Raw genomic sequence first — 26,645 nt, 5'->3', positions numbered from 1 at the left:
GCGTCATGACCTTCCGCCAGACCGTCGGCCGGCACAGCCACGTGTTCCGGAATCTCGCCGACCTGATGGCCAAGGCGACGCCGCTGCGCTCGGGCGACCAGCTCGCCGGCATCGCCGCGACCTCCGCCGAGGAGATGGTGGCGGCGCGCATGGCGCTGGCCGACCAGCCGCTGAGGCTGTTCCTCAGCGAGCCCCTCGTCCCCTACGAGACCGACGAGGTGACGCGGCTCATTCTCGATCGCCACGACGCCGCGGCTTTCGCGCCCGTCTCGCACCTGACCGTCGGCGGCTTTCGGGACTGGCTGCTCTCCGACGCGGCGACGACGGAACGCCTGGCGGCGCTGGCGCCGGGGATCACCCCGGAGATGGCGGCGGCCGTCTCGAAGGTGATGCGCAACCAGGACCTCGTGGCCGTCGCCCGCAAGTGCCGGGTGGTGACCCGGTTCCGCAACACGATCGGCCTGCCCGGCACCATGGCGGTGCGCCTGCAGCCGAACCACCCGACCGACGATGCCCGCGGCATCGCCGCCTCCATCGCCGACGGCCTGCTCTACGGCACGGGCGACGCCACCATCGGCATCAACCCGGCCTCCGACAGCCTGGCGGCGCTCTCCGACCTCCTGAAGCTGCTGGACGAGATCATCGCCCGCTTCGACATCCCGACCCAGGGCTGCGTGCTGACCCACGTCACCTCCTCGATCCAGCTCATCGAGCGCGGCGCGCCGGTCGACCTCGTGTTCCAGTCGGTGGCGGGGACGGAAGCCGCCAACCGCTCCTTCGGCATCGACCTCGCCGTGCTGAAGGAGGGCCTCGAGGCCGGCCGGTCGCTGAAGCGCGGCACGCTCGGCGACAACGTCATGTATTTCGAGACAGGCCAGGGATCGGCCCTGTCGGCCGACGCCCATCACGGCGTCGACCAGCAGACGCTGGAGGCCAGGGCCTATGCGGTGGCGCGGGCCTACGAGCCGCTGCTGGTCAACACCGTCGTCGGCTTCATCGGCCCGGAATATCTCTATGACGGCAAGCAGATCATCCGCGCCGGCCTCGAGGACCATTTCTGCGGCAAGCTGATGGGCCTGCCGCTCGGCTGCGACGTCTGCTACACCAACCACGCCGAAGCCGACCAGGACGACATGGACACGCTGCTGACGCTGCTGGGGGCGGCCGGCGTCACCTACATCATGGGCGTGCCGGGGGCCGACGACGTGATGCTGAACTACCAGTCCACCTCGTTTCACGACCAGCTCTACATCCGCGACGTGCTGGGCCTGAAGCGGGCGCCGGAATTCGAGGACTGGCTGCGCCGCCAGGGCATCACCGGGCCGGACGGAAGGCTGACGCCGCGGGCGGAGAACGCGCCGCTGTTGGCGCAGATGACGGGCCTCGCCGCATGAGCCGGGCGATCTGGCAGGAGCTCGCGGCACTGACGCCGGCGCGCATCGGCCTCGGCCGCACCGGATCGGCGCAGACCACGGCACAGACGCTGCGCTTCGCCCTCGCCCATGCCACGGCGCGGGACGCCGTCCACATGCCCTTCGACGCGGAACGGGTGGCCGGCGAGATCGCCGCGCTGGGACCTGCCACGGTGATCGTGGAGAGCGCCGCCGACACGCGCCAGACCTATCTTCTGCGGCCCGATCTCGGCCGCCGCCTCTCCGGGGCGAGCCGCGCAGGGCTCGCGGACCATGCCGCAGACCCCGTGGACCTCGCGCTGGTGATCGCCGACGGCCTGTCCTCCAGCGCCGTCCACGCCCATGCGGCGGCCGTCGTCGCGGCGCTCCTCCCGCAGGTTCAGCGCGAGGGCTGGCGGCTCGGCCCCGTCGTCGTCGCGCGGCAGGCGCGCGTTGCCCTCGGCGACGAGGTGGGCGAGATCCTCGGCGCGCGGCTCGCCCTCGTGCTGATCGGCGAACGGCCGGGCCTCTCCTCGCCCGACAGCCTCGGCCTCTACCTCACCCACGGGCCGCGGCCGGGTCGCAGCGACGGCGAGCGCAACTGCATCTCCAACGTCCACGGCGCCGGCCTGTCTCCCGGCATCGCCGCCTTCAAGGCGGTGTGGCTGATGAAGGAGGCCCTCGCCCGCCGCCTCACCGGCGTCGAGCTGAAGGACGAGAGCGACGGCGCCGCGCTGTCGGCGGGGGACGGCGTCGCGCTGTCGGAAGGCGGGGCCTAGGCAGCCGCCACCGCCGTGGACGCACCAGTCAGCAAGAAGGTTCGGGAGGCGTGCTCCGGCAGCTCACACCCGGTCAGTTGCTGATCCAGATCTCGGGTCGATCGACTCGCACCCTCGGATGGATACGGATTCGGATCGGTCGCCCGTCGAGGCCGGTCGATACGTCGTTGGCCAGTCGCTCCGCCGCAGCGCGGTCCATCTCCGCATTGACCCGGATCTCGTTCCACGACCCTCGCAGCTTTCCCTCCATGTCCTCCGGGCGCTGGACGGACCAGCCACGTCCGACCAGGGTCCGGCGGAGAGCGTCGACCTTGGTGAGGTCGGTTCCCAGATAGTGGGGGAACACCCGATAGTCTTCCCACTGCGCCTGTGGGGGAGGCGCAGCGCCGGCGGACGGGGCTGTCGTCGACGGAGCCGTGACGGCGCCGACGGCCGCGCATGCGGCGTCACGCTTGACGGTGAAGATGCAATGGGGCTCGCGAGGCCAGGCGAAGACCACCGACGTGAACAGGACCGCCAGCACGAGGGCGAACATCATCAGGACGAACCGGACGAACCAGACTATGGTGGCCGTCAAATCGGGGATGCCCTTGGCGATGGCGGACACGACGAGCAGCAAGATCAAGAAGGCGGCGGCGACGACACCTATGAGGAAGGCCGTCGCAGGGTCGTTGTCGAAATAGCTGAGCGCCGCCGCCATGGCGGCCGCGAGGATGGGCAGCATTACGGCGATGGACGTAAATCCGGGATTGAGCTTGCCCACGTCCGCGAGCAGATCGAGGGGCGGTTTCAGAACCTGCACGACGGTAGACAATGTGCTGTTCATCGAAGCCGCCTCCCTCCCGGGACGATTGTCTGACAATAACAAAACTTATCCTGAGTTGTATTCGTGAAGTTCCCCACCCCCCTCGTCCCCGGCCGACTCATCAAGCGCTACAAGCGCTTCCTGGCCGATGTCGTGCTCAACACCGGCGAGGCCGTCACCGTCCATTGCGCCAATCCCGGCGCCATGCTCGGCCTCAACGCGCCGGGCAACCGGGTCTGGCTGTCGCGCTCGGCCAATGCGGCGCGCAAGCTCCCGTTGTCGTGGGAGCTGGTGGAGGCGGAGTTCGGCCGCGGGCCGGAGCTGGTCGGCATCAACACCGCCCATCCCAACGCGCTGGTGGAGGAGGCGATCGGCGACGGCACGATCGCGCCGCTCGCCGGCTACGACAGGCTGCGCCGCGAGGTCACCTATGGCAGGGCGAGCCGCGTCGACATGGTGCTGACCGGGCCGGGCCGGCCGGACTGCTACGTCGAGGTGAAGAACGTCCACCTGATGCGCCGGCCGGGCCTCGCCGAGTTTCCCGATTCGGTGACGACGCGCGGGGCGAAGCATCTCGACGAGCTCGGCGACATGGCGGAGGCCGGGCACCGCGCGGTGATGGTCTTCCTGATCCAGTATGGCGGGGCCGAACGCTTCGCCCTCGCCCGCGACATCGACCCGGACTATGGCAGGGCCTTCGACCGGGCGCGGGCGCGCGGCGTCGAGATGCTCGCCTATCGCTGCCGCCTCACCCCCGAGGCGATCACGGTTGAGCGGGCGGTGGAGATGGCGGAGGCGCGTGCCCCCGCCTGATCGGCGGGCTTGCCGCGACAGTCCAGCTCTTCCATGAAGGGCCGACGATGCGGCCGGCGCGCCGCGACAGCGGGAGCGACGGCATGAGCGTGAAACCGGGCTGGCAGGGCCGCTTCTTCGAGGATTTCGAAATCGGCGACGTCTACAAGCACCCGCTCGGGCGCACGGTGACCCAGGCCGACAACATCTGGTTCACGCTGCTCACCCAGAACACCGCCCATCCGCACTTCGACGCCAATTATGCGGCGGCGACCGGCTTCGGCAAGCCGCTGGTCAATTCCTGCTTCACCATCGCGCTGGTGACGGGACAGTCGGTGACCGACATCAGCCAGAACGTCTTCGCCAATCTCGGCTGGGACGAGGTGCGCCTGCCGGCCCCGGTCTATGAGGGCGACACGATCTATTCGGAGAGCGAGGTGCTGGAGAAGCGCGATTCCGGCTCGCGGCCGGAGGTCGGCATCCTCACCGTGCGCACCAAGGGCTACACGCAGGCGGGCGACGTGGTGATCACGTTCAGGCGGACTGTGATGGTCTATCGGCGTGGCCAGGGCCCGGGCGGCAAGCACCGACCCGAGCCGAAGGGGTGAGGGCAGGGACCGAAGCGCTGCCTTCACCTCTCCCCGGCGGGGAGAGGTCGACGATCGCAGCGAGGCGGGTGAGGGGGAGAGTTCAAGGCGGATGCGCGCCGGCCCTGGACCCCCTTCCCTCGCCCTTCGGGCTCGCCGGGGGTGACGGCCGATCGGATGCGGAGGCGCGCTGCACATGGCAAGTGCGTCCTTCGAGGCTCGGCCGTTCCGGCCTCGCACCTCAGGATGAGGGGGGTTGTGACCGGCACTTCGGTCGTCAGCCGACGACCCGGCGGGACATGCCAGGCACATCCCCCCTCATCCTGAGGTGCGAGCGCCCGGCGATGCGTCGGCATCGTCCGGCGGCGAGCCTCGAAGGACGCACTTGCGACCTGCAGAGCGCCAGGGCGGATGCCCTCACGCCTTCTTCAGAAACTCCGTCCGCAGGACCAGGCCCTTGACCTTGTCGACGCTGCATTCGACCTCGTCGGGGTCGTCGGTGAGGCGGATGGACTTCACCCGCGTGCCGCGCTTCAGCGTCACCGAGGTGCCCTTCACCTTGAGATCCTTGATGATGGTGACGCTGTCGCCGTCCTTGAGGATGGCGCCGTTGGAATCCTTCACGTCCATGGGTCAGTCCTTCGTCGATACCGGGGGATAGGGGTGGCGCGCGCCGCGCCAATCGGCGACCTCGCCGTCGCCGAAATAGGCGGGGCCGACGGGGACCTTGCCCTCGCCGCCGGGGATGTCGAGCACGTAGGTCGGCTGGGCGAGGCCGGAGAGGCGGCCGCGCAGGGCGCGCATCAGCGCCTGCCCCTCGGCGACGGAGAGGCGGAAATGGGCGGTGCCCGGCGCCATGTCGGGATGGTGCAGGTAATAGGGCTTCACCCGGTTGGCGAGGAAGGCGCGCATCAGGGCCGCAAGGGTGTCGGGGTCGTCGTTGACGCCGCGCAGCAGCACCGACTGGCTGACGAGGGCGATGCCGGCATCGGCGAGCCGGGCGAGCGCCTCGCAGGCGGCGGGGGTGAACTCGCTGCTATGGTTGGCGTGGATCGCGACATAGACCGCCTTTCCGGCCGCGCGCAGGGCGCGGGCTAAATCGGCCGTCACCCGCTCCGGCGCGACGACGGGCACCCGGGTGTGCCAGCGGATGACCTGGACATGGGGAATGGCGGCGATGGCGCGGGTGAGCTCCCGCACCCGCCGCGCGGAGAGCACGAAGGGGTCGCCGCCGGTCAGGATGACCTCGAAGATCTCCGGCCGCGCCGCGATATAGGCGAGCGCCGCGGCGAGCTCGGCCTCGTCCAGCGCCCCCTTGCCGCCGGGACCCACCATCTCGCGGCGGAAGCAGAAGCGGCAATAGACCGGACAGACATGGACGATCTTGAGGAGGACGCGGTCCGGATAGCGGTGGACGATGCCGGGCAGCGGCGAATGGGCCTCATCGCCGATCGGGTCGGCGCGCTCCTCGGGGCGACTGTCGAGTTCGCGGATATCGGGCAGGAACTGACGCGCGACGGGGTCAGCGCCGCCGGCCGCGGCGATGAGGGCCGCCATGGCGGGCGTCACGGCGACGGCGTAGCGCTCGCCCACCCGCGCCGCGTCGGCGGCGGCGGCGGGCGCGATCAGGCCGGCCGCGACGAGGTCGGCCGCCGTGCGCAGGGTGCGGTCGGGGCGGGTCATGGCGGCCTCATGGTCCCTCGCGCGTGCAAAGGCAAGGGCCGCCGGTCGCAGGGAACCTCCCGCGGGCCGCCGCCGTTGACGAAAAAGCTCTGCGCGGGAGGTCGATCAGCCCTCCGTCGGGCTTGCCGGCAAAGAGCCTTTGGATTACGGGGTTTGCCTCCGCCGCGGCCCCCCGGACCCGGCGCCTGACTGCATGGCATTCCAAGGCGCGGCAAGCGCCGAGACGCGGACCCTGAGGGGAGGACTTCCTTGGCCGAGACCGGAACCTGGAACAAGGCGCATGGGGCCGAAGCGTTCGGCTTTTCGGGGCTGAAGGCCCTGCACTGGAACTATCTGGAGCCGCAACTGGTCGAGGAATCGATCGCCCGCGGCGAGGCCAAGCTCTCCGCCGGCGGCCCGCTGGTGGCCGAGACCGGCCAGCACACCGGCCGCTCGCCGAAGGACAAGTTCGTGGTGCGCGACGCCACGACGGAGAAGACCGTCTGGTGGGACAACAACGGCGCCATCTCGCCGGAGGCCTTCGACCTGCTGATGGCCGACATGCTGGAGCATGCCAAGGGCCGCGAGCTCTTCGCCCAGGACCTCTACGGCGGCGCCGACCCGACGACGCGGCTGAAGACCCGCGTCTTCACCGAATATGCCTGGCACAACCTGTTCATCCGCAACCTGCTGATCCGCCCGAAACGCGAGGATCTCGCCGCCTTCGTGCCGGACATGACCATCGTCGACCTGCCCTCGTTCAAGGCCGACCCGAAGAAGTACGGCGTGCGCACCGAGACGGTCATCGCCTGCGACTTCACCCGCAAGATCGTGCTGATCGGCGGCACCTCCTATGCCGGCGAGATGAAGAAGAGCGTTTTCACCATGCTCAACTTCCTGCTGCCGCCGCAGCACGTCATGCCCATGCACTGCTCGGCCAACGTGGGTCCGAACGGCGACGTCGCCGTGTTCTTCGGCCTGTCGGGCACCGGCAAGACGACGCTCTCGGCGGATGCCTCGCGCACGCTGATCGGCGACGACGAGCACGGCTGGGGCAAGGACGGCGTCTTCAACTTCGAGGGCGGCTGCTACGCCAAGGCGATCAAGCTCTCCCGCGAGGCCGAGCCCGAGATCTACGCCACCTCCGAGCGCTTCGGCTCGGTGATGGAGAACGTGGTCATCGATCCGGTGTCGCGCGTGCCCGACTTCGACGACGGCTCGAAGACCGAGAACACCCGCATCGCCTATCCGCTGCACTTCATCGCCAACGCCTCGGAGACCGGCCGCGCCGGCCATCCGAAGAACATCGTGATGCTGACCGCGGACGCCTTCGGCGTGATGCCGCCCATCGCCAAGCTGACCCCGGCGGAGGCGATGTATCACTTCCTCTCCGGCTTCACCGCCAAGGTCGCCGGCACGGAAAAGGGCGTCACCGAGCCGCAGCCGACCTTCTCGACCTGCTTCGGCGCGCCCTTCATGCCGCGCCATCCGTCGGAATACGGCAACCTGCTGCGCGAGCTCATCGCCAAGCACCACGTCGACTGCTGGCTGGTGAACACCGGCTGGACCGGCGGCAAGCACGGCGTCGGCCGCCGCATGCCGATCTCGATCACGCGCCTGCTGCTGCGCTCGGCCCTCGACGGCTCGCTCAACCGCGCCGACTTCCGCCGCGACCCCTATTTCGGCTTCGCGGTGCCGACCTCGGTGCCGGGCGTGCCGCCGCACATGCTCTATCCGATCAAGACCTGGCGCGACAAAGCCGAGTTCGACGCGACGGCGCGCAAGCTGGTGCAGATGTTCCAGGACAATTTCGCCAAGTTCGAGCCCTATGTGGACGCGGACGTGAAGGCGGCTGCCCCTGCCGTGCAGCTCGCGGCGGAGTGAGTTCTTCGCCCATCGGTGTTGGAAAGGCCCGGCCAAAGCGCCGGGCTTTTTCGTTTGGGCGGGCGCCCTGCATCAGCCGAGTGCGTCGATGCAGGCCTCAGCTCCGCGGGGCGGAGGGAGCGGCGACGGGCGTCTGTCCCGCCGGGCGCTGGGCCTGCCCGCGGCGCTCGCTCTGGCGGATCTGCGCCCAGGAGTTCTGCTGCGTCACCATGGAGCGCAGATAGGCGACGTTCTGCTCGGCCTCGGCGGGCGGCAGGTCCTTGCGGGCGATCTCCTCGGCCTCGGCGAAACGTCCCTGGAGGCCGACGACGAGGGCGAGGTTCTGGCGCACGCGCTTGTCGGCCTGGGGGTGGGCGGCGGCCTGGCGCAGCGCCTGTTCGGCCTGGGGGAGCTGGCGCGAGAGCGCATAGGACAGGCCGAGATTGGACAGGATGGAGGGCTCGCCGGGCGCGATCTTGAGGGCGTCGGTGTAGAGCGCCTGCGCCTCCTGCGGCCGGCCCATCTGGTCGTAGATGGAGGCCTGGACGTTGACGATGCGCCAGTCCGGCTGGTCGGCCCGGTGGGCGCGGCCGAGCACCTGCAGCGCCTGGTCGTGGCGACCGACATCGGCGAGGGCGCGGCCGAACTCGCCCATCAGCACGGGATTGCCCGGCTCTCGGATGGCGGTGCGCTCCAGCACGGCGACCGCCTGGGCGGACTGGCCGGTGGCGCGCAGGGCGCGGGCATAGCGGATGGCGTTGCCGGTGTCGGTGGGGCTCGACCGGTAGCGCGAGGCCAGCCCCTCGATCTCGCTGCGGGCCGCCTGCTCGCTGTAGGGGCCGGTGCGCACCGAGCCGGTGATGTCGCCGCGGCCCGAACGGGCGCTCAGCGAGCAGCCGCCGGAGACGAGGGCCGAGAGGGCGACGACCAGGACGAGGGGCCGGACAGACAGGGACGCGATCGGCATGACGGACTCCGCGGGACAGGACGTGCGGCAAGTCTCCGGGTCATAATCCGTTAACGTTAACGAGCCGCTAAGACGGCTCAGCCGCGGCGGCGGGACCGGGCCGGCGGCTGCAGCCAGCGCAGAGCCTGGTCGGCCGCCCGCTCGCCGGAGGCGAAGGCGCCGCCCACCGTGCCCCACAGGCCCTCGTCGGTGGCCTCCCCCGCGAAGTGGATGCGCTGGCCGACGGGTTCGGCGAGCCGCAGCCGCTGGCCCGTGGCGCCGGGACCGGCCACCGACCAGGCGCCGCGGACGAAGGGGTCGGTCACCCAGGAGGTGACGTGGACCTCGCCCATGGCGCGGCGCGCCTGCGGGCCGAATTCGTTGCCGATGAATTCCGCCGCGAAGGCCTTCATGGGAGCCGGCCCCGCCGTGGCGAGATCGCGGGCGAAGCTGCCGCCGATGTCGAGATACCACCAGTCGGAGCCGCCGATGCGGGCGAGTGGCTTGGCCGTGGCGGCGGTGTCGGCCTTGACGACGAAGGGCTCGTCGGCCCCTGCCTCCATCGGATTGCCGGGCAGGTGGACGATGAGATGCTCGTAGGCGCCGCAGGAGAGGGCCGCGATGGCGTCGGCCTGGCGCTTCGGCAGGGCGGGGGCGAAGCGGATGGTGCCGGCGGCGAGGACGGCGGTGGAGGCGGTGACGACGGCGGCGCGGGCGCGGATGGTGCCGGCGGGCGTCTCCACCACGACGCCCCGCCCCGACCAGTCGATCCGCGTCACGGCGGTCGACAGGCGGATCGGCAGCCCCTCGGCGAGCTTCGCCAGGATGGCGCCGTAGCTCTGGCGGCAGAAGAGGTCGCGGGTCTCGATGGCGTTGTAGAAGTCGACGCAGGAGATGTCGGCGAGCTCCTTGCCGGAATCCCACGCCCCCTTGAGGAAGGCGACCGTCGCCTGCCAGTCCCGGAGGTTGGTCGGCATGGCGGCGGCGAGCGAGATCTCGCGGCCGGCCTCACCCGCATCGAGGATGGCGCGCTGGGCGCGGGTCAGGGCCGAGGCATAGGCCTCCCACTCGCCCTCGCGGGGGCGACGGCCCTTGACGAGGAGGCGCGCCCGCTCGGGATCGTCGTAGAGCTGGAAGCCGGCGGCGCGCGCCAGCGGCACCAGCGGATTGTCCTCCGGCGCATGGATCCAGTGGGCGCCGAGATCCATCGGCATGCCGAAATTGACGGTGTCGGCGATGCAGCGGCCGCCGGGCCGGTCCTTGGCCTCGAGGACGATGACGCTGCGACCGGCGGCGGTGAGCTTGCGCGCGGCGGCGATGCCGGCGGCGCCTGCGCCGACCACCACCACGTCGGCCTCGGCGGGCGCGGGACGCGCGTTCTGGCCGAGCGCCGGGGCTGCGGGGACGAGCGCGGAGGCGGCGAGCAGGCGGCGCCGGGTCATCAACGGTCCGTTCATCGTGCTGGGCGATTCCCGATCATGGTCGAGGCCTATCACAGGCAAATGGCAGCGTCGCGGCGATCGGGACCGCAAACGTGAACCCCTTGTCAACCCGGCGCGACAGAGACTTTGCCGTCCGAACAAGGACGTCCCTGGGGAGGGACCACCATGGGAGACCGCATTCTCGACGCCCTGGGGCGGCGCATCGCCGCCATCCTGGACAAGCGTTCGCCGGGCTATGAGCCGACCACGCCGAGCGACCCGAACGCGCTGCGCGCCGCGCTGCGGCCCGGCGACATCCTGCTGGTCGAGGGCGACACGCGTATTTCGGCCGTCATCAAATATCTCACCCAGTCGACCTGGTCGCATGCGGCCATGTATGTCGGTCCGATCCAGGGGCTCTGCGAACCCGACGGCGAGCCCCACGTGCTGGTGGAGGCCTATCTCGGCGACGGCGTGATCTCGGCGCCGCTGTCCAAGTACCGCGACTTCCACACCCGCGTCTGCCGGCCGGTGGGGCTGACGGAAGCCGACCAGCAGCAGGCCTGCCGGTTCATGATCGAGCGCATCGGCCTCGACTACGACCTGAAGAACATCCTCGACATGCTGCGCTTCCTCATCCCCCTGCCGATCCCGGTGCGGTGGCGGCGGCGGATGATCGCCTTCGGCTCGGGCGACCCGACGCGGGCGATCTGCTCGACGCTCATCGCCCAGGCCTTCGAGCAGGTGCGCTATCCGATCCTGCCGAAGGTGGAGCGCTGCGCGAAGGACGGAGAGCAGCGGGTAAAGGGTCAGGCGGCGCGGCGGGAGATCCTGCACATCCGCCACCACTCCCTCTACGCGCCGCGCGACTTCGACATCTCGCCCTACTTCGCCATCGTCAAACCGACGATCCAGCGCGGCTTCAACTACAAGAAGCTGCGATGGGGCGACGCCCCGGCCGAGCCGGCCGGCGAGGACGCGGCGCCGACGCTGAGCAGCGTCGCCTGATCCTCACAGGAGGCCGTGCTTGCGGAAGGCCTCGGCGAGCGACATGCCCGCCTCGAGGTCGGCGCGCATCCGCCGCTCGCCGGTGATCTTGGTCATGGCGGTGGAGAGCACGGCGAGCGCCTGGGCCCGCGGCACCACCACCACGCCGTCGACGTCGCCGACCAGGACGTCGCCGGGCGCGATCGACACGCCGCCGATGGTGATGGGCACGTCTTTCTCCACCATCATGCCGCGATACTGGGTATCGGCCGGCGAGAGGGCCGCGGTGAAGACCGGAAAGCCCATGGCGCGGATGGCGACGACGTCGCGGGCGGCGCCGTCGGTGAGGAAGCCGGCGGCCTCCAGATGGCGGGCGCGGGTGGAGAGGAGCTCGCCCCAGGGGCCGATGTCCGTATTGCCGCCGGTGGCCATGACGCAGACCTCGCCGGGCTTCAGGTCGTCGACGAGCGCCATTTCGAGGTCGTAGATGCCCTCGACGAAGCCGGAGATGACCTTGTAGCCGCCGGTGCGGGCCGGCCCGAACAGCACCGTGCCGTCGTCCACCGGGCGGATGGAGGGCGGCAGGATCTGGTGGTGAAGGCCGTGCTCGTCCAGCGCGTCGCACACGGGGGCGGCGGCGATGACCGGGCGCGCCGCGGCGATGATGTCGTCGAATGTGTCGGTCATTCCGGCGTTCCTCCTGATCGTTGCCAGGAGGATAGGGCGTTCAGCGCCCGTGTCAGCCCGCCTTCTTCGCAAGGAAGGCGCGCACGCCCTCCATGAAGGCCGGCTTGACGATGAGGCCGATCTGGGTCTCCCGCTCGGCGTCGAGCTGCGAGGCGAGGTCGCTGGTTTCGGCGCGGTCCATCAGCCGGCGGATCTCGAAGAAGGCTTCCGCCGAGCCCCGGCCGAGCCGCGTCGCGAGGGCGCGCGCCGTCGACAGGCACTCCGCGTCGTCGACGCAGGTCCAGACCAGGCCCCATTCCGCCGCCTTCTCGGCGGGCAGCTTGTCGCCGAGGAGGGCGAGGGCCCGGGCCCGGCCGCGGCCGATGGCGCGCGGCAGGAACCAGGTGACGCCGAGATCGGGAACGAGGCCGAGTTGCGGGCCGAAGGTGAGGACGAAGGACGCCGAGCGCGCAGCGACCGCGATGTCGCAGGACAGCGCGAGCCCGACGCCGGCGCCGGCGGCGACGCCGTTGATGGCGGCGACGGTGGGCTTGGGGAAGTCGTCGATGGCGAGGATCAGCGGGTTGTAGAGGTCGCGCATGGCGGCGTTGACCCCCTCCCCGGTCGGCGCGAGACCGCCCGCGAGGTCGGCGCCGGCGCAGAAGCCGCGGCCGTTGCCGGTGAGCACCAGCGCCTTGACGGCGGGATCGACCCTGGCCTCGGCGATCGCCTTCAGCGCGCCGCGCACGAGGTCGTCGTTGAAGGCGTTGAGACGGTCGGGGCGGTCGAGGGTCAGCGTCGCGATGCCCTCGGAGACCTCGTAGATGACGGCCATGGTTCAGGTCCTTTCGGCGACGAGGCCGGATGCGAAGGCCGCGTCGATGTCGGTGGGGGAGAGGCCGGCGGCGGCGAGGACGGCGCGCGTCTCGGCGCCGGGACCGCGGGCGGCGGGCGCCGCCTCGGTGGGTGTCCCGGAGAAGCGGGGCGCCGGCTTCGGCATCGGCCCCTCCGGCGTCTGGACGAAGGTGCCGCGTGCGACGTTGTGGGGATGGGCCGCGGCTTCCAGCGGATCGAGCACCGGCGCGTAGCAGATCTCGCGGCCGTCGAGCAGGGCCGTCCACTCGTCGCGCGTCTTCGACCGGAAGGTCGCTGCGATGGCCTCGCGCAGGTCCGGCCACATGGCCTTGTCCCATTGTTTGGCGAAGCGCGGATCGGTGAGGTTCAGGCCCTTCAGAAGCTCGGCGTAGAACTGCGGCTCCAGCGAGCCGATGGAGACATATTTGCCGTCGGCGGTGTCGTAGACGCCGTAGAAGGGCGCGCCGCCGTCGAGCATGTTGGCCTCGCGCGCCACCTTCCAGGTGCCGGCGTTGATCATGCCGAAGATCATGGTGCCAAGGACGGCGGCGCCGTCGACCATGGCGGCGTCCACCACCTGGCCCCTGCCCGAACTCTTCGCGCTGTAGAGCGCCGCCACCATGCCGAGCGCCAGCATCATGCCGCCGCCGCCGAAATCGGCCGCGAGGTTGAGCGGCGGCACGGGCGGGCGGTCGGCGGGGCCGAGCGGCCAGAGCATGCCGGACAGGGCGAGATAATTGATGTCGTGGCCCGGTGCCGGGCCGTAGGGCCCGTCCTGGCCCCAGCCGGTCATGCGGCCGTAGACGAGGCGCGGATTGGCCTTCAGGCAGACGTCGGGCCCGAGGCCGAGGCGCTCCATGACGCCGGGGCGGAAGCCCTCCAGCAGGGCGTCGGCGCCTTCGAGGATCTTCAGCACGAGGTCGGCGGCGCCGGGCTTCTTCAGGTCCACCGCCACCGAGCGGCGGCCGCGGCCGAGCGCGTCGCCGGCGTTCCAGGCGGCGCTGCCGGCGCGGTCGATGCGGATGACGTCGGCGCCGAGATCGGCCAGCATCATGGCGCAGAAGGGACCGGGGCCGAGGCCCTGGAACTCGACGATAGTCACGCCGGCAAGCGGGCCGCTTCTGGTCACGTCGTCCTCCCCGGCCGCGCTTCGGCGGCCCCATGCTTTCCGCGGAACGCTAAAGCCGGGCCGGCGACAGTCAAGGCGACGGCGACCGGCCTTCCGGGGGAGGCCGAAGGGCGGACGCCGACGGGCGCGCGACCAATTGGGCGTTGCATTTTGAGCCCGAGCGGCCATCTATGCGACGACTGAAACGGTGCATGCGCGGCGACCCCGGGGGGCTCCCGCGCGAGGGAGATGTCCATGAGCGGCAACGGCAGCGCGAAATTCGGCGCGTCCTTCGGCGGTTCCTATGGCGGCAGCTTCGGCGGCATGGCGCCTCAGGCGGCCCCGGCACCGGCCCCGGCCGCCGCCGCGGCGGCGCCCGGCGACCTCATCAAGGACACCACGACCCGCGACTTCGTGAAGGACGTGCTGGAGGAATCGAAGAAGCAGCCGGTCCTCGTCGACTTCTGGGCCACCTGGTGCGGCCCCTGCAAACAGCTCACCCCGGTGCTCGAGAAGGTCGTGCAGTCCTTCAAGGGCAAGGTGAAGCTGGTGAAGATGGATATCGACAAGCACCCGGAGATCGCCGGGCAGCTCGGCATCCAGTCGATCCCGGCGGTCATCGCCTTCGACAAGGGCCAGGGCATCGACGGCTTCATGGGGGCCCTGCCCGAGAGCCAGGTGAAGGCCTTCATCGACAAGCTGGTGGGCGGCAAGGTGAGCCCCGACGTCGCCGAAATCCTCGCCGCCGCCGACGCGGCGCTGGTGGACGGCGACGCGGCGGGTGCCGCCCAGATCTATGCCCAGGTGCTCGGCGCCGAGCCGGAGAACCTGCATGCGCTGGCGGGCCTCGCCCGCTGTGCGGTGGAGACCGGCGACCTCGACCAGGCCAAGGCGATCCTCGAGCAGGTGTCGGCCGACAAGGCGAACGACAAGTCGGTGGCCGCCGCCCGCGCCGCCCTCGAACTCGCCGAACAGGCGGCCGATCTCGGCCCCATCCACGAGTTCGAGCACAAGCTGGCGCAGAACCCGGCCGACCACCAGGCCCGCTTCGACCTCGCCGTGGCGCTCAACGCCCAGGGCAAGCGCGAGGAGGCGACCGACCACCTCCTCGAGATCTTCCGGCGCGACCGCACCTGGAACGAGGACGGCGCGCGGAAACAGCTCGTCCAGTTCTTCGAGGCCTGGGGGCCGATGGACGAGGCGACGCTCGCCGGCCGGCGCAAGCTGTCGTCGCTGCTGTTCCGCTGAGGGTCAGGGTGCTTGCGCTTCCCGAAGAAGCGCAGTCACCGACGCTCCTCCGACAAATGCGAGCGCTTCGGAGCGCGTAGCGCCCGTCATCCCCGGCCGAGCGCAGCGAGGGGAAGGGGATCCAGGGGTTGCAAGGACGCTGCCCCCGACGCCTGTTGCCTGCCCCTCCTGGACCCCCTTCCCTCGGCCTTCGGCCTCGCCGGGGGTGACGGGTGGTGGCGTGCGGCGCGCTGCTTCACCCCTCCCCGGCGGGGAGAGGTCGACGCGCGCAGCGAGGCGGGTGAGGGGGAGAGGGATCGGGGCCGCCGAACGCTGCCCCCGACGCCTGTTGCCTGTCCCTCCTGGACCCCCTTCCCTCGGCCTTCGGCCTCGCCGGGGGTGACGGGTGGTGGGGCATGGCGCGCTTCTTCACCTCTCCCCGCCGGGGAGAGGTGAAGCCGCGGCGGCGCTGGTGCAGCCCTGTCGACCCTAGCCCTTGCGCGTCAGACCCAGCCTCTTCGCCGCGATCCGGTCGAGCCAGCGGGCCGGCAGGGCGAGCGGCAGGAGCCAGTTCATGAGGGGCGACGGGGTGATGGTGTAGCGCACCTTCGGGCTCGCGGCCGTGAGGGCGGTGTGCACCACCTCGGCCACGGCGGAAGCCGGCAGGGCGTGTTTCGCGCGGGCGAGGACCTCGCGCTCGAAGCGCTCGATCAGCGGGCCGTAGAAGGTTCCCTGGTAGCGCGACTTCTCCACCGCGCCGGCCGACTTCTCCCAGATGGGCGTGGCGATCGGGCCGGGGCCGACGATGACCACGTCGACGCCGAAGGGCATGAGCTCGCGGCGGAGCGCATGGCTCACCGCCTCCAGCGCGTGCTTGGTGGCCGCATAGCCGCCGACGAAGGGCCAGGCGAGCTTGCCCGAGACCGAGGACATCATGACGATGCGCCCCGGGCGGCCGGAAAAGCCCTCCTGGGCGCCGAGCAGGGGGCCGAAGGCCTGGACGGTGGCGATCTGGCCGAGGACGTTGACCTTCCACTGCCGGTCGAGTTCGTCGAGCGACTGGTGCAGCAGCGGCCCGGGCAGGGAGATGCCGGCATTGCAGACGAGCCCGTCGAGCGGGGTGCCGCCGAGCAGCTCCGCCACCCGCGCGGCGGCGCGCGACAGGCCGTCGACGTCGGTGACGTCGCAGACGAGCGGCGTGAAGGACGGGCCGAGATCATTCTCGATCCGCTCGCCGTCCTCGGCGCGACGCACCGTGCCGAAGACGCGCCAGCCGCGCTTCACCAGATCGGTGGCGATCGCCTCGCCGATGCCCGAGGACACGCCGGTGACGATGCAGGACTGCATGGCCTATTCCGCCGCCTGACGGGAGCCGACGCCGTAGCGCTTGTCGATGTAGTCGATGACCATGGCCTTGAAGTCGGCGGCGAGCGTCGGGCCGCGCAGGGTGGTGACCTTCTCGCCGTCGACGAAGACGGGGGCGGCCGGGTTCTCGCCGGTGCCGGGCAGGGAGATGCCGATGTCGGCATGTTTCGATTCGCCCGGGCCGTTGACGATGCAGCCCATGACCGCGACGTTCAGAGCCTCGACGCCGGGATAGCGGGTCTTCCACTCGGGCATGGAGGCGTGGATGAAGCCCTGGATGTCCTGGGCAAGCTCCTGGAACAGGGTGGAGGTGGTGCGCCCGCAGCCCGGACAGGCCGCCACAAGTGGCACGAAGGTGCGGATGCCCATGGTCTGCAGGATCTCCTGCGCCACCTTGACCTCCAGCGTGCGGTCGCCGTTCGGCTCGGGCGTCAGCGAGACGCGGATCGTGTCGCCGATGCCCTCCTGCAGCACGACGCCGAGGGCGGCCGAGGAGGCGACGATGCCCTTCGAACCCATGCCCGCCTCGGTGAGGCCGAGATGCAGGGCGTAGTCGCAGCGCGCCGCCAGCATGCGGTAGACGGCGATGAGGTCCTGCACGGCGGAGACCTTGGCGGAGAGGATGATGCGGTCCTTCGGCAGGCCGATCTCGACGGCACGGTCGGCGGAGAGGACGCAGGACTGCACCATGGCCTCGTGCATGACGGCGCGGGCGTCGAGCGGCTCGGGGCTCTTCGCGTTCTCGTCCATCAGGTGGGTGAGCAGCTCCTGGTCGAGCGAGCCCCAGTTGGCGCCGATGCGGACGGCCTTGCCGTACTCGGCCGCCTTCTCGACGATCATCGCGAACTGCCGGTCCTTCTTGTCCTTGAAGCCGACGTTGCCGGGATTGATGCGGTACTTGTCGAGGGCCTCGGCGCAGGCGGGATGGTCGGCCAGCAGCTTGTGGCCGATATAGTGGAAGTCGCCGACCAGCGGCACGCCGACGCCCATGCGCATCAGCTTCTCGCGGATGTGCGGCACCGCCGCGGCGCTCTCGTCGCGGTCGACGGTGATGCGCACGAGTTCGGAGCCGGCGCGGGCGAGGGCCGCCACCTGGCGCACCGTCGCCTCGATGTCGGCGGTGTCGGTGTTGGTCATGGACTGGACGACGATGGGCGCGCCGCCGCCGACGGTCACCGCCGCGGCGCCCCGGCCGACCGTCACGCCGACCGTCCGGTGCCGGGGCTTCACCCCAAATCCCTGGATCATCGCTTCTCGTCTCCGCTGACCCCGTTCAAATAGCGACTGCGACCGTGGCGCGCCAGCGCTACGCGGTGATGGCGCGCAAAGGGGCACCGGCACGCGAACGTCTTCCGGAACATTACGGATCACCCAGCGTCAGGTTGCAACAAAACCCGGCCGCAACCGGAAACTTAACGTCCTGTTCAGCCTGCGGCTTGAAGATTCCGCCGGCTCCCGGACATGGAAATTCAGCATGATCGCCCTTAATCTGCGCGCTAAACTTGTGATTGGCTTCGCGGCACTGATCGTCATCGCCGCAACCAGCGCAGGGTTTTCTGTCTGGCAGGCGGGGCAGATCGCCGCGAGCATGGAACAGGTCTCGTCGGTGCGCTCGCCCACGGCGCTGCTCGGCATGAAGATGGCGGACGACCTGTCGCAGACCGGCATCGCGCTGCGCGACCAGATGATCGCTCCCGACGACGTCAACCTGTCGCGATGGGACACGGCCTGGGCCAGCCTGAAGGAGAGCCGCGACCGGATGGACGGGCTCGCCTCCTCGTTCTCGACCGATGAGCAGCGCGCCTCCTGGACCGCGGTGAGGCCGTTGTTCGAGCAGCTCGAGGAGGCCCACAAGGCACTGCTCGCGCTCATCAACACCCCGGCGCAGTATCCGGCGCTGACCACCTATGAGCGGATGGTGACGCCGCAGCTCCAGCCGCTGGAGGCGGCGCTGACCGAGCTCGTCACCCGCGAGATCCAGAACCCGCAGGCCAACGAGCGGCTGCTCGGCGCCGCGGTCGGCCTGCAGGCGAGCATTCTCTCCGCGGTCCGCGACCTGCGCGGCTTCGTCCACCGCGGCCAGGACGCGGAGAAGGCGCAGTTCGAGCAGGCGTGGAACACGGTCAATGCCCGGCTGAAGACCATCACCGACATGACCGGCTCCATGTCGCCCGACCAGATGCGGGTGCTGAACCGCGTGCGCGTCGGCATCATCTCCATCCGCCGCGGCGCGACGCTGGTGATCAACGAGCGCAGCGGGCCGACCTGGAACGGGCCGATGAACCACCTGACCGACCGGGTGGCGCCGATCAGCGACAAGATCCTCACCGCGCTGCAGGGGCCGCTCGCCGCCGGTGGCGAACGCAAGGGCGGCCTGATCGACCAGCAGACGGGTCTGCTCGCCGCCGAGACCGCGGCGGCGACCGACCGGGCGCGCAGCCTGTCGACCCTCCTGCTCGCGGCGGCCGGGCTCTCGGCCCTCGCCGGCCTCGTCATCGCCTTCCTGCTGTCGCGGATGATCGCGACGCCCATCGCCGGCATGACCCGGGCGATGCGGAGCCTGTCGGAGGGCGCCCTCGACACCGCCATTCCGGGCCTCGGCCGGCGCGACGAGATCGGCGCCATGGCCGGCACGATGGAGGTGTTCCGCGACACCATGGCGGCGGCGGAGGAGGCCCGCGCGGCCCAGGACGCGGCCCGCGCGGCGGAGGCCGAACGCCTCGCCCGCCGCAACGCGGTGGCGGAGGACTTCGTCGCCCGCATGAGCGCGCTGGCCGAGACCTTCACCGCCTCGTCCGGCCGGGTCGAGGACGCCGCGCGCGACCTCTCGGCCACCGCCGAGGAGACCAGCCGCCAGGCCGGCGAGGTGGCGGGAGCGGCGGAGACCGCCTCGGTCAACGTGCAGACGGTGGCCGCCTCCACCGAGGAGCTCGCCGCCTCGGTGCGCGAGATCAACGTGCAGGTGGCGCGCTCGTCGCAGAGCGCGGAGAAGGCCGTGGCCGATGCCCGGGTGACCGAGGGCCAGATCCGCAACCTCGCCACCGCCGCCGACCGCATCGGCGACGTCATCAACCTGATCAAGGCCATCGCCGACCAGACCAATCTCCTCGCCCTCAACGCCACCATCGAGGCGGCGCGGGCGGGCGAGGCAGGCCGCGGCTTCGCCATCGTCGCCTCGGAGGTGAAGAGCCTCGCGGCGCAGACCGCCAAGGCGACCGAGGACATCGCCGCCAAGGTGGCGGAGATCCAGAACGCGACGGCCGAGACGGTGGATTCCATCGACGCCATCGCCGGCAGCATCGGCCAGATCCGCGAGATCACGGCGGCGGTGGCGAGCGCGGTGGAGGAGCAGGGTTCGGCCACCTCGGAGATCGCCGACAACTGCCAGCGCGCCGCCGGCGCGGCGACCGGCGTGACGGGGACGATCGGCGGCGTCGGCCAGGCGGCGGAGGCCACCGGCCGCTCCGCCCATGCGCTGATGGACCTCGCCAGCGACCTGTCGACCAATGCCGGGACGCTGCAGGCGGAGGTGCAGACCTTCGTCGAGGCCCTTCGCGCCGCCTGAGGCTCAGGCTTCGGCCGGCGTTCCGCAATGGGCGCAGCGGCCGAACATCTCCACCACCTGGGTCGCCGGCCGGAAGCCGGCGGCCTTCGCGATGGCAGCGAGGTCCTTCTCCACCGGCGCGCCGGAGGCCTCCGACACGCAGCCGCAGGAATCGCAGATCATGAAGACGACGAGGTCGCGGCTCTCGTGGCGGTGGGCGCAGGCGACGAAGGCGTTGCGGCTCTCGATGCGATGGGCGAGGCCCGCTTCCAGCAGGAAGTCCAGCACGCGATAGACGCTGATCGGGGCCGGGCGGCGGCCGCTCTCGCGGTGCATGCGCTCGATCAGGTCGTAGGCGCCGACGGGGGCCGGCGATGCCGCCAGGTGGGAGAGCACCTCGCGGCGGATCGGCGTCAGCTTCAGCTTCTTCTCCGCGCAGCGCGCCTCGGCCACCTTCAGCACGTCGACCGGCGGATGGCCGTGCTCGCAGGCGTGATCGTGCGCGTGTCGGGTCTTCAGCATCGCTGCTTGCCTTCGCGGTTCCGGGGTTCCAGCTTCCTAGCATGGCGGGCGGACGGGCCAAAGCGGGCGCCGCCGTATCGCCATGTTGCATTGCGACACAACCCGCGCCAGTGATGGCGGGGCGGGCCACGGCCGCCGACGGAGGAGATAGGGATCATGAGCCTTGCGGGAAAGAGCGCGATCGTCACGGGATCGACCAGCGGTATCGGGCTCGCCATCGCGACCGCCCTCGCGGAAGCCGGCGTCGACGTCATGCTGAACGGCCTCGGCGAGGCGGCCGAGCTGGAGGCGACGCGGGCGAAGCTCGCCGCCGATACCGGCCGCAAGGTTCTGTTCTCGCCCGCCGACATGACGAAGCCGGAAGAGATCACGGCCATGGTGCGCGCGGCCGAGGCCGATTTCGGCAAGGTCGACATCGTCGTCTCCAATGCCGGCATCCAGTTCGTCTCGCCGGTGGAGGAATTCCCCACCGCGAAGTGGGACGCCATCCTCGCAATCAACCTGACGGCTTCGTTCCACCTCGCCAAGGCGGTGGTGCCGGGCATGAAGGCGCGCAAGCACGGCCGCATCGTCAACATCGCCTCGGCCCATTCGCTGGTCGCATCGCCCTTCAAGTCGGCCTATGTGGCGGCCAAGCACGGGCTGCTCGGCTTCACCAAGACCATCGCCCTGGAACTGGCCACCCACGGCATCACCGCCAACTGCATCTCGCCGGGCTATGTCTGGACCCCGCTGGTCGAGAAGCAGATCCCCGACACGATGAAGGCGCGCGGCATGACCAAGGAGCAGGTCATGAACGACGTGCTGCTCGCCGCCCAGCCGACCAAGCAGTTCGTGCGGGTGGAAGAGGTGGCGGCGCTCGCCCTGTGGCTCTGCTCGGACGCGGCCAAGAACATCACCGGCTCGAACAACGTAATCGACGGCGGCTGGACGGCGGCGTGATGGCGAAGGCGCCGAAAGCGACCAAGGCCATCAACCTCGCCCTGCAGGGCGGAGGCGCCCACGGCGCCTTCACCTGGGGGGTGCTCGACGAGATCCTGCGCGACGGGCGGCTGGTCATCGAGGGCGTGACCGGAGCCTCCGCCGGCGCCGTCAACGCCGTGCTGCTCGCCGACGGCCTGGCGGAGGGCGGACCCGAGGCGGCGCGCGAGCGGCTGGCCCGGTTCTGGAAGGCGGCCTCCGTCGACGGCAGCATGACTCCGCTGCAGCGCCGCGCGCTCGACCGGCTGTTCTCCGTGGCGCCCTACGAGGGCTCGCTGATGGAGACCTGGGTGAACGCCATGCAGCGCTATTTCTCGCCCTACGACCTCAATCCCTTCGACATCAACCCGCTGGAGGACCTGATCCGGAAATTCGTCGACTTCGAGCGGCTCGCCGCCTTCGACGGGGTCAAGGTCTTCATCTCGGCGACCAACGTGCAGACGGGGAAGCTGACGATCTTCCGGCGCGAGCACATCACCTGCCGGGCGGTGATGGCCTCGGCCTGTCTGCCCACCCTGTTCAAGGCGGTGGAGATCGACGGCACGCCGTTCTGGGACGGCGGCTATATGGGCAATCCGCCGATCTTCCCGCTCTACCGGGCGACGGATGCCGAGGACGTGCTGCTGGTGCAGATCAACCCGGTGGTGCGCCACGAGACGCCGACGACCTCGCGCGGCATCGTCGACCGGCTGAACGAGATTACCTTCAACTCCTCGCTGCAGGCCGAACTGAGGGCCGCGGCCTTCGTCGCCCGCCTCGTCAACGAGGGGCGCCTGCCGCGCGGCCGCAAGCCCGGCGAGTACAAGCGGGTGAACCTGCACCGCATCGCGCTGGGCGACTCGATCAAGGGGCTCACCGCCGGCTCCAAGGTGCTCACCGACTACGATTTCCTGCTAGAGCTCAACGCCGCCGGCAAGAAGGCGGCGCGGCGCTTCCTGAAGGCGCATTTCGCCGACATCGGCGAGCGCTCCACCCTCGACCTCGAGGCCGAGATCGCCGCCGAGTGGGCCTGAGGCTTCAGCGCCGCGGCGCCTCGACGCCCATCAGCGCGGCGGCGCGCTCGACTACCGCCTCCTCCAGTTCCGCCGCGGCACCGTCGGCGAGGACGACGCTCCACATCATGTCGACGATGCGCCGGCGCCCGTCCTCGTCGAGACGCTTGGCGAGGAGGTCGGCGAAGGAGGTCCAGCTGTCGGCGGAGGCCTCGGCGTCGATCGCGCGCTCGATGAGCCGCCCGGTATCGGCGGCCGAGAGGGCGAAGCCGGAGGCGAGCACCGCCTCGATGCGGGCGCGTTCGGTGTCGGAGACCCGGCCGTCGACGGCCATGACGTGGACGAGGAGGGCGGCTGCGGCGAGGCGGTAGTCGTCGTCGCCGAAGGCCTCCTGGGGCCCCTCCGTCAGGTCGGTGATCAGGGACAGGAAGCGGTCGAGCATGGCTGCGGGGTCCGGTGGGTGTCGGGGGGTGGCCGGCCGCCCGGTGGGGCGAGCGGAACGCAACGCGGGAGTGCATGGCGCCGAAGCGGCGGCGCGGCTTGGCCTGACGCGCGGCCCGCGCTAGGAGACGCGTTCTGCGATCAGGCAGTTCCAAGGAGAGACAAACATGGCCATCGAGCGCAAGCAGGTCGGTCCGCGCATGAGCGGTGCCGTCGTCCACGGCAACACCGTCTATCTCGCGGGACAGGTGGCCCACAAGGCGGCCGGCAAGTCGGTGACCGAGCAGACGAAGGAAATCCTCGAGACCATCGACGCCCTGCTGGCCGAGTGCGGCACGTCGAAGCAGAACCTCCTGTCGGCCAACATCTGGCTGTCCGACATGTCGACCTTCGCCGAGATGAACGCCGTCTGGGACGGCTGGGTCGTCCCCGGCCAGACGCCTGCCCGCGCCACGGTGGAAGCCAAGCTCGCCGCGCCGCAGTTCACCGTCGAGATCATGGTCGTCGCGGCGAAGTGACGATGCCGGCTCCGGCCGAAGCCTGAATAGACGAACGGCCGGGGCTCTCCCCGGCCGTTTCGCTTCTGGGGACAAGGATGACGGATCAGGCGGCGCGGACGCCCTCGAGGAAGGTGCGGATCTCGCGGTCGAGAGCCTGGGCCTCCTCGCCGAGCCGGCCGGAGAGGGCGCGCACGTCCTCGGCGGTGGCCTGGGCGGACTGGGCGGTGCCGCCGACGCGGCCCATGGCCTCGGCGCCGTCGCGCGTCTCGTCGGAGGCGCGGTTGACCGCCTCGGCGATGGTGGACACCGCGGCGTTCTGCTCCTCGACGGCGGCGGCGACGGAGGCGGCGATGCCGCGCATCTCGCCGATCACCTGACCGACCTTGTCGATGGCGTCCACCGCATCGCCCGAGGCGAGCTGGATGGCGCCGATCTGCGAGGCGATCTCTTCCGTGGCGCGGGCGGTCTGGGCGGCGAGGCTCTTCACCTCCGAGGCGACCACCGCGAAGCCCTTGCCGGCCTCGCCGGCACGCGCCGCCTCGATGGTGGCGTTGAGGGCGAGCAGGTTCGTCTGACCGGCGATCGCCTGGATCAGGTTGACCACTTCGCCGATGCGCGAGGCGGCCTGCGCAAGCGAGCCCATGGTCTGGGCGGTGCGCTCGGCCTCGGTGACGGCGGTGCCGGCGACCTCGGTCGACTTCGTCGCCTGGGAGGCGATCTCGGCGATGGAGGCGGCGAGCTCCTCGGCGGCGGCGGCAGCGGAGGAGACCGAGCTCGCCGCCTGTTCCATGGCGCCTGAGGCGGTGACGGCCTCCTGGGTGACGGCGCCCGACGTCCCGTCGAGCTGGTCGGAGGCGCCGTCGAGCTGGCCGGAGGCGCTGCGCAGGGCGCCGAGCGACCGGTCGGCGGCCTCTTCGAAGCTCTTGATGAGATTGTCGACGACGGCGGCGCGACGGTTGCGGGCCTCGACCTCGGCGATCTGCTCGGCGGCGAGACGCTCGCGCTCGATGGCGTTGTCGCGGAAGACGAGGACGGCGCGGGCCATCTCGCCGAGTTCGTCGGAGGCGTCGGTCGAGGGAACCTCCACGGCGGTGTTGCCGCCGGCGAGTTCGCGCATCGACACGGTGATGCCGCCGATCTGACGGGTCATGGAGCGGCCGAGGATCATGGCGACGATGCCGCAGAGCAGAACCATGCCGAGGATGATGCCGATGACCAGCATCATGGTCCGCGACTGGGCCTCGAGCCGCGCCTCGTTGGCGCGGGTCTTGCCGTCATTGGCGGCGGCGACGAGGACGTTGGTCTGCTGGTCGAGGGCGGTGAGGAGCTGGTCGAGCTGCTGGACAGTCTTCTCGACCGTGCGGGTGCCCTGGACGTAGGAATCGAGCGCCGGCCAGTAGATCTCGCCGGCCTTCAGGAGTTCCGCCTTGGTGGCGGGGGCGACGACCGAGCGGTTCACCTCGTTGATGAACTTGGTGCGGGCCTGGCGGAAGGCCTCGAGGTCGGAATCGAGGCCGTTCAGCATGAAGTCCTTCTCGTGCCGGCGCATCTGCAGCACCTGCTCGAGGATGCCGGCACCGTCGTCGAAATTGGCGGCGACGCGGCGGGACTGGGCCTCGAGCTGCTGGACCGATTCGTTCATGCGGCCGGTGAGGCCCGACTTCTCGTCGGTGCCGAGGGTCTCGATGGTGACGCGCACCAGATCGAAGGCGGAGGCGGCCTCGCCGAGCTGCTTCAGCGACTGGTCGATCTCGGTCTGGAGCGCGGCGGCGGCGGGTTTGCGGCGCGCCTCGCCGAGGGCCATCATCGCTTCCATGCGGGCGCGGGCGAAGGCGGTGGGCGCCGCCTCGGTGTGGCGCTCGGCATAGTCGAGGGCGGCGAAGCGCAGGTCGCGGACGCTCGCCCGGACACGGGCGGCGTCGGTGGCGAGCCCCGCCGAATCGTCATAGGCCTCGAAGGCGCTGGCTGCCGACCGCTGGCCATACCAGGCCGCGGCGCCGGCGGCGAGAACACCGGCGATGGGGACGATGGCGAGAAGAGCGATCCTCAGGCGCACGGACATTGCGGGCATACGAACAGCCATTTCTTTGAAACCTCGGGACGGACAGTGCCGCAATACTGCCCCCCACACGTTAACGAATGACTATCCCGCCACGACGACGATCCGGAAATTGTTGCTTTTACAGCGGCTTGCCGGCGAATAAACTTCCCCAGCGTCAGTGATTGAGTTTCGGCCGGCGTCCCCCTAGGGTCCGCGCCTCCCGTCGCGAGACCTCCATGTCCCTTGCGGTTCGCACCGTTCCCCTGCTCTTCGTGCTCGCCTGGTCGACCGGGTGGATCGTCGCCGGATTCTCGGCGCGCCTCGCCGATCCGCTCTGGTTCCTGTTCCTGCGCTTCTCCATGGCGGCGGCGGTGATCGCCGCCATCGCCTTCGCCATGGGCGCGCCCTGGCCGCGGTCGGGACGGGAGGTCGGCCACGCCATGATGTCGGGCGTGCTGCTGCACGCGCTCTATCTCGCCGGCGTCTGGTGGGCGGTCGCCAACGGCGTTCCCTCGGGCGTCTCGGGCATCATGGCGGGCCTGCAGCCGGTGATGACGGCGCTGCTGGCGCCGGCGATCCTGGGCGAACGCATCACCCTGCGCCAGGGCGCGGGGGTGGCGCTCGGCTTCGCCGGCATCGTGCTGGTGCTGCTGCCCAAGGTGGTCGGCGTGTCGGCGGAGGCTTTCGAGGCCATCGCCACGCCGCTGGCGGTCAACCTCGTCTCCATGGTCGCCGTGACGGCCGGCACCTTCTACCAGAAGCGCTTCGTCTCGGGCGGCGACATGCGCACGACGACGGCCTGGCAATATGTCGCCGCCGCCGGCGTGATGCTGGTGCTGACCGCCCTGTTCGGCAAGGCGGAGGCGGTGTGGAACCAGACGCTGATCCTGACCATGGCCTGGTCGGTGCTCGCCCTCTCGGTCGGCGGCATCTTTCTGTTCCTCTACCTGATCCGCCGGGGCGAGGTGTCGCGCGCCACCGCCTACATCTACCTGGTGCCGGCGGTCTCGGCGCTGATGGCCTTCGTCTTCTTCGGCGAGACCCTGACCCCCGTGCAGCTCGTCGGCATGGCAGTGACCGCCTTCGGCGTCTGGCTGGCGACGCGGCCCGCCTGACGCCGCACGACTGGTCATTTGCCGGATTGAAACGCGGCGGGGCTGCGTTATTTTG

The 26,645-nt window shown here is 70.5% G+C and carries 25 protein-coding genes and 1 pseudogene; 12 read left to right on the top strand and 14 right to left on the bottom strand.

The features are described 5' to 3' along the window. The first annotated feature begins 5 nt into the window (after nucleotides 1–5). Nucleotides 6–1,394, top strand: coding sequence for an ethanolamine ammonia-lyase subunit EutB (locus C6569_RS20855; RefSeq protein WP_106750666.1), 1,389 nt, complete (start codon nucleotides 6–8; stop codon nucleotides 1,392–1,394). After that, nucleotides 1,391–2,170, top strand: coding sequence for an ethanolamine ammonia-lyase subunit EutC (gene eutC, locus C6569_RS20850; protein ID WP_106750665.1), 780 nt, complete (start codon nucleotides 1,391–1,393; stop codon nucleotides 2,168–2,170). The genes C6569_RS20855 and eutC overlap by 4 nt, the downstream gene beginning before the upstream one ends. 73 nt (nucleotides 2,171–2,243) lie before the next feature. Here eutC and C6569_RS20845 read toward each other — a convergent pair whose 3' ends face one another. Continuing rightward, nucleotides 2,244–3,032, bottom strand: coding sequence for a hypothetical protein (locus C6569_RS20845; RefSeq protein ID WP_146144862.1), 789 nt, complete (start codon nucleotides 3,030–3,032; stop codon nucleotides 2,244–2,246). Nucleotides 3,033–3,059: 27 nt separating this feature from the next. Between C6569_RS20845 and sfsA the strand changes: the two genes are divergently transcribed. Together sfsA and C6569_RS20835 are read left to right on the top strand one after the other, a co-directional pair. Continuing rightward, entirely contained in the window at nucleotides 3,060–3,788 is a 729-nt protein-coding gene (sfsA, locus tag C6569_RS20840) for a DNA/RNA nuclease SfsA (RefSeq protein WP_106750663.1), read from the top strand. A gap of 83 nt (nucleotides 3,789–3,871) precedes the next feature. Further along, complete coding sequence (locus C6569_RS20835; RefSeq protein WP_106751175.1) at nucleotides 3,872–4,375, top strand: MaoC family dehydratase; 504 nt, start codon at nucleotides 3,872–3,874, stop codon at nucleotides 4,373–4,375. 396 nt (nucleotides 4,376–4,771) lie between these two features. Here C6569_RS20835 and C6569_RS20830 read toward each other — a convergent pair whose 3' ends face one another. Together C6569_RS20830 and C6569_RS20825 are read right to left on the bottom strand one after the other, a co-directional pair. Then, on the bottom strand, nucleotides 4,772–4,984 hold the full coding sequence (locus tag C6569_RS20830; RefSeq protein WP_106750662.1) for an alkylphosphonate utilization protein: 213 nt from the start codon (nucleotides 4,982–4,984) through the stop codon (nucleotides 4,772–4,774). A 3-nt stretch (nucleotides 4,985–4,987) separates the two neighbouring features. Beyond that, nucleotides 4,988–6,037: a lysine-2,3-aminomutase-like protein gene (locus C6569_RS20825; RefSeq protein ID WP_106750661.1), complete on the bottom strand. Its 1,050-nt coding sequence runs from the start codon at nucleotides 6,035–6,037 to the stop codon at nucleotides 4,988–4,990. A 249-nt stretch (nucleotides 6,038–6,286) separates the two neighbouring features. Here C6569_RS20825 and C6569_RS20820 point away from each other — a divergent pair, with 249 nt between their 5' ends. Next, complete coding sequence (locus tag C6569_RS20820; RefSeq protein WP_106750660.1) at nucleotides 6,287–7,900, top strand: phosphoenolpyruvate carboxykinase; 1,614 nt, start codon at nucleotides 6,287–6,289, stop codon at nucleotides 7,898–7,900. Between the two features lie 97 nt (nucleotides 7,901–7,997). Here C6569_RS20820 and C6569_RS20815 read toward each other — a convergent pair whose 3' ends face one another. Together C6569_RS20815 and C6569_RS20810 are read right to left on the bottom strand one after the other, a co-directional pair. Then, on the bottom strand, nucleotides 7,998–8,846 hold the full coding sequence (locus tag C6569_RS20815; protein ID WP_106750659.1) for a tetratricopeptide repeat protein: 849 nt from the start codon (nucleotides 8,844–8,846) through the stop codon (nucleotides 7,998–8,000). Between the two features lie 77 nt (nucleotides 8,847–8,923). Next, nucleotides 8,924–10,267 carry a flavin monoamine oxidase family protein gene (locus C6569_RS20810; RefSeq protein WP_181313844.1) on the bottom strand — a complete coding sequence of 448 codons (1,344 nt, stop codon included), beginning with the start codon at nucleotides 10,265–10,267 and terminating at the stop codon, nucleotides 8,924–8,926. Nucleotides 10,268–10,432: 165 nt separating this feature from the next. Here C6569_RS20810 and C6569_RS20805 point away from each other — a divergent pair. Beyond that, nucleotides 10,433–11,227 (top strand): annotated as a pseudogene (locus C6569_RS20805) (YiiX/YebB-like N1pC/P60 family cysteine hydrolase); the annotation flags it as partial. A gap of 30 nt (nucleotides 11,228–11,257) precedes the next feature. On the opposite strand, the gene C6569_RS20800 reads toward C6569_RS20805, so the two are convergent. Genes C6569_RS20800 through C6569_RS20790 form a run of 3 tightly spaced genes read right to left on the bottom strand, consistent with a single transcriptional unit; the run spans nucleotide 11,258 to nucleotide 13,883 of the window. Further along, the gene (locus C6569_RS20800) at nucleotides 11,258–11,920 is read right to left on the bottom strand and encodes an RraA family protein (RefSeq protein ID WP_106750656.1); all 663 of its coding nucleotides are present in this window, start codon (nucleotides 11,918–11,920) and stop codon (nucleotides 11,258–11,260) included. Between the two features lie 52 nt (nucleotides 11,921–11,972). Further along, on the bottom strand, nucleotides 11,973–12,734 hold the full coding sequence (locus tag C6569_RS20795; RefSeq protein WP_106750655.1) for an enoyl-CoA hydratase-related protein: 762 nt from the start codon (nucleotides 12,732–12,734) through the stop codon (nucleotides 11,973–11,975). 3 nt (nucleotides 12,735–12,737) lie between these two features. Then, the gene (locus C6569_RS20790; RefSeq protein ID WP_245898182.1) at nucleotides 12,738–13,883 is read right to left on the bottom strand and encodes a CaiB/BaiF CoA transferase family protein; all 1,146 of its coding nucleotides are present in this window, start codon (nucleotides 13,881–13,883) and stop codon (nucleotides 12,738–12,740) included. Nucleotides 13,884–14,186: 303 nt separating this feature from the next. Between C6569_RS20790 and trxA the strand changes: the two genes are divergently transcribed. Beyond that, nucleotides 14,187–15,110, top strand: coding sequence for a thioredoxin (gene trxA / locus C6569_RS20785; protein ID WP_245898368.1), 924 nt, complete (start codon nucleotides 14,187–14,189; stop codon nucleotides 15,108–15,110). Nucleotides 15,111–15,578: 468 nt separating this feature from the next. Here trxA and C6569_RS20780 read toward each other — a convergent pair whose 3' ends face one another. The 3 genes from C6569_RS20780 to C6569_RS22060 all read right to left on the bottom strand — a co-directional run bounded on the left by C6569_RS20780 (nucleotide 15,579) and on the right by C6569_RS22060 (nucleotide 18,044). Next, nucleotides 15,579–16,436 (bottom strand): SDR family NAD(P)-dependent oxidoreductase, encoded by an 858-nt coding sequence (locus C6569_RS20780; protein WP_106750652.1) that lies wholly within the window; start codon nucleotides 16,434–16,436, stop codon nucleotides 15,579–15,581. Nucleotides 16,437–16,439: 3 nt separating this feature from the next. Continuing rightward, entirely contained in the window at nucleotides 16,440–17,702 is a 1,263-nt protein-coding gene (ispG, locus tag C6569_RS20775; RefSeq protein WP_106750651.1) for a flavodoxin-dependent (E)-4-hydroxy-3-methylbut-2-enyl-diphosphate synthase, read from the bottom strand. A 129-nt stretch (nucleotides 17,703–17,831) separates the two neighbouring features. Continuing rightward, the gene (locus C6569_RS22060; RefSeq protein WP_181314023.1) at nucleotides 17,832–18,044 is read right to left on the bottom strand and encodes a hypothetical protein; all 213 of its coding nucleotides are present in this window, start codon (nucleotides 18,042–18,044) and stop codon (nucleotides 17,832–17,834) included. Between C6569_RS22060 and C6569_RS20770 the strand changes: the two genes are divergently transcribed. After that, nucleotides 17,959–20,019 carry a HAMP domain-containing methyl-accepting chemotaxis protein gene (locus tag C6569_RS20770; RefSeq protein WP_181313843.1) on the top strand — a complete coding sequence of 687 codons (2,061 nt, stop codon included), beginning with the start codon at nucleotides 17,959–17,961 and terminating at the stop codon, nucleotides 20,017–20,019. The genes C6569_RS22060 and C6569_RS20770 overlap by 86 nt on opposite strands. Before the next feature lie 3 nt (nucleotides 20,020–20,022). Here the strand turns inward: C6569_RS20770 and C6569_RS20765 are convergent, their stop codons facing one another. Continuing rightward, a complete protein-coding gene (locus C6569_RS20765) occupies nucleotides 20,023–20,520 on the bottom strand; it encodes a Fur family transcriptional regulator (protein WP_106750649.1) in 498 nt (165 codons plus the stop codon). Between the two features lie 153 nt (nucleotides 20,521–20,673). On the opposite strand from C6569_RS20765, the gene C6569_RS20760 reads away from it, so the two are divergent. Further along, complete coding sequence (locus tag C6569_RS20760; RefSeq protein WP_181314022.1) at nucleotides 20,674–21,462, top strand: 3-hydroxybutyrate dehydrogenase; 789 nt, start codon at nucleotides 20,674–20,676, stop codon at nucleotides 21,460–21,462. After that, on the top strand, nucleotides 21,462–22,514 hold the full coding sequence (locus tag C6569_RS20755) for a patatin-like phospholipase family protein (RefSeq protein ID WP_106750647.1): 1,053 nt from the start codon (nucleotides 21,462–21,464) through the stop codon (nucleotides 22,512–22,514). The genes C6569_RS20760 and C6569_RS20755 overlap by 1 nt, the downstream gene beginning before the upstream one ends. A gap of 4 nt (nucleotides 22,515–22,518) precedes the next feature. Here C6569_RS20755 and C6569_RS20750 read toward each other — a convergent pair whose 3' ends face one another. After that, entirely contained in the window at nucleotides 22,519–22,935 is a 417-nt protein-coding gene (locus C6569_RS20750) for a tellurite resistance TerB family protein (protein WP_106750646.1), read from the bottom strand. Between the two features lie 166 nt (nucleotides 22,936–23,101). Here C6569_RS20750 and C6569_RS20745 point away from each other — a divergent pair, with 166 nt between their 5' ends. Beyond that, nucleotides 23,102–23,452: a RidA family protein gene (locus tag C6569_RS20745; RefSeq protein WP_106750645.1), complete on the top strand. Its 351-nt coding sequence runs from the start codon at nucleotides 23,102–23,104 to the stop codon at nucleotides 23,450–23,452. 85 nt (nucleotides 23,453–23,537) lie between these two features. Here C6569_RS20745 and C6569_RS20740 read toward each other — a convergent pair whose 3' ends face one another. Then, nucleotides 23,538–25,505, bottom strand: a complete 1,968-nt coding sequence (locus C6569_RS20740; RefSeq protein WP_146144861.1) for a methyl-accepting chemotaxis protein — start codon at nucleotides 25,503–25,505, stop codon at nucleotides 23,538–23,540. A 206-nt stretch (nucleotides 25,506–25,711) separates the two neighbouring features. On the opposite strand from C6569_RS20740, the gene C6569_RS20735 reads away from it, so the two are divergent. Next, a complete protein-coding gene (locus C6569_RS20735; RefSeq protein ID WP_106750643.1) occupies nucleotides 25,712–26,590 on the top strand; it encodes a DMT family transporter in 879 nt (292 codons plus the stop codon). The last annotated feature ends 55 nt before the right edge of the window (nucleotides 26,591–26,645 follow it).

Origin of the sequence: Phreatobacter cathodiphilus (assembly GCF_003008515.1) — a bacterium.
GTDB classification, from domain to species: Bacteria; Pseudomonadota; Alphaproteobacteria; order Rhizobiales; family Phreatobacteraceae; genus Phreatobacter; species Phreatobacter cathodiphilus.
Note: the sequence above shows the minus strand (reverse complement) of the source record. Positions and strands in the feature narration are given on the sequence as shown.

Coding starts and splice junctions, on each gene's coding strand:
- C6569_RS20855 (WP_106750666.1), top strand. CDS start 6: ATGACCTTCCGCCAGACCGTCGGCCGGCACAGCCACGTGTTCCGGAAT.
- eutC (WP_106750665.1), top strand. CDS start 1,391: ATGAGCCGGGCGATCTGGCAGGAGCTCGCGGCACTGACGCCGGCGCGC.
- C6569_RS20835 (WP_106751175.1), top strand. CDS start 3,872: ATGAGCGTGAAACCGGGCTGGCAGGGCCGCTTCTTCGAGGATTTCGAA.
- C6569_RS20830 (WP_106750662.1), bottom strand. CDS start 4,984: ATGGACGTGAAGGATTCCAACGGCGCCATCCTCAAGGACGGCGACAGC.
- C6569_RS20825 (WP_106750661.1), bottom strand. CDS start 6,037: ATGACCCGCCCCGACCGCACCCTGCGCACGGCGGCCGACCTCGTCGCG.
- C6569_RS20815 (WP_106750659.1), bottom strand. CDS start 8,846: ATGCCGATCGCGTCCCTGTCTGTCCGGCCCCTCGTCCTGGTCGTCGCC.
- C6569_RS20810 (WP_181313844.1), bottom strand. CDS start 10,267: ATGACCCGGCGCCGCCTGCTCGCCGCCTCCGCGCTCGTCCCCGCAGCC.
- C6569_RS20800 (WP_106750656.1), bottom strand. CDS start 11,920: ATGACCGACACATTCGACGACATCATCGCCGCGGCGCGCCCGGTCATC.
- C6569_RS20795 (WP_106750655.1), bottom strand. CDS start 12,734: ATGGCCGTCATCTACGAGGTCTCCGAGGGCATCGCGACGCTGACCCTC.
- trxA (WP_245898368.1), top strand. CDS start 14,187: ATGGCGCCTCAGGCGGCCCCGGCACCGGCCCCGGCCGCCGCCGCGGCG.
- C6569_RS20780 (WP_106750652.1), bottom strand. CDS start 16,436: ATGCAGTCCTGCATCGTCACCGGCGTGTCCTCGGGCATCGGCGAGGCG.
- ispG (WP_106750651.1), bottom strand. CDS start 17,702: ATGATCCAGGGATTTGGGGTGAAGCCCCGGCACCGGACGGTCGGCGTG.
- C6569_RS22060 (WP_181314023.1), bottom strand. CDS start 18,044: ATGCTCGCGGCGATCTGCCCCGCCTGCCAGACAGAAAACCCTGCGCTG.
- C6569_RS20765 (WP_106750649.1), bottom strand. CDS start 20,520: ATGCTGAAGACCCGACACGCGCACGATCACGCCTGCGAGCACGGCCAT.
- C6569_RS20755 (WP_106750647.1), top strand. CDS start 21,462: ATGGCGAAGGCGCCGAAAGCGACCAAGGCCATCAACCTCGCCCTGCAG.
- C6569_RS20750 (WP_106750646.1), bottom strand. CDS start 22,935: ATGCTCGACCGCTTCCTGTCCCTGATCACCGACCTGACGGAGGGGCCC.
- C6569_RS20745 (WP_106750645.1), top strand. CDS start 23,102: ATGGCCATCGAGCGCAAGCAGGTCGGTCCGCGCATGAGCGGTGCCGTC.
- C6569_RS20740 (WP_146144861.1), bottom strand. CDS start 25,505: ATGCCCGCAATGTCCGTGCGCCTGAGGATCGCTCTTCTCGCCATCGTC.
- C6569_RS20735 (WP_106750643.1), top strand. CDS start 25,712: ATGTCCCTTGCGGTTCGCACCGTTCCCCTGCTCTTCGTGCTCGCCTGG.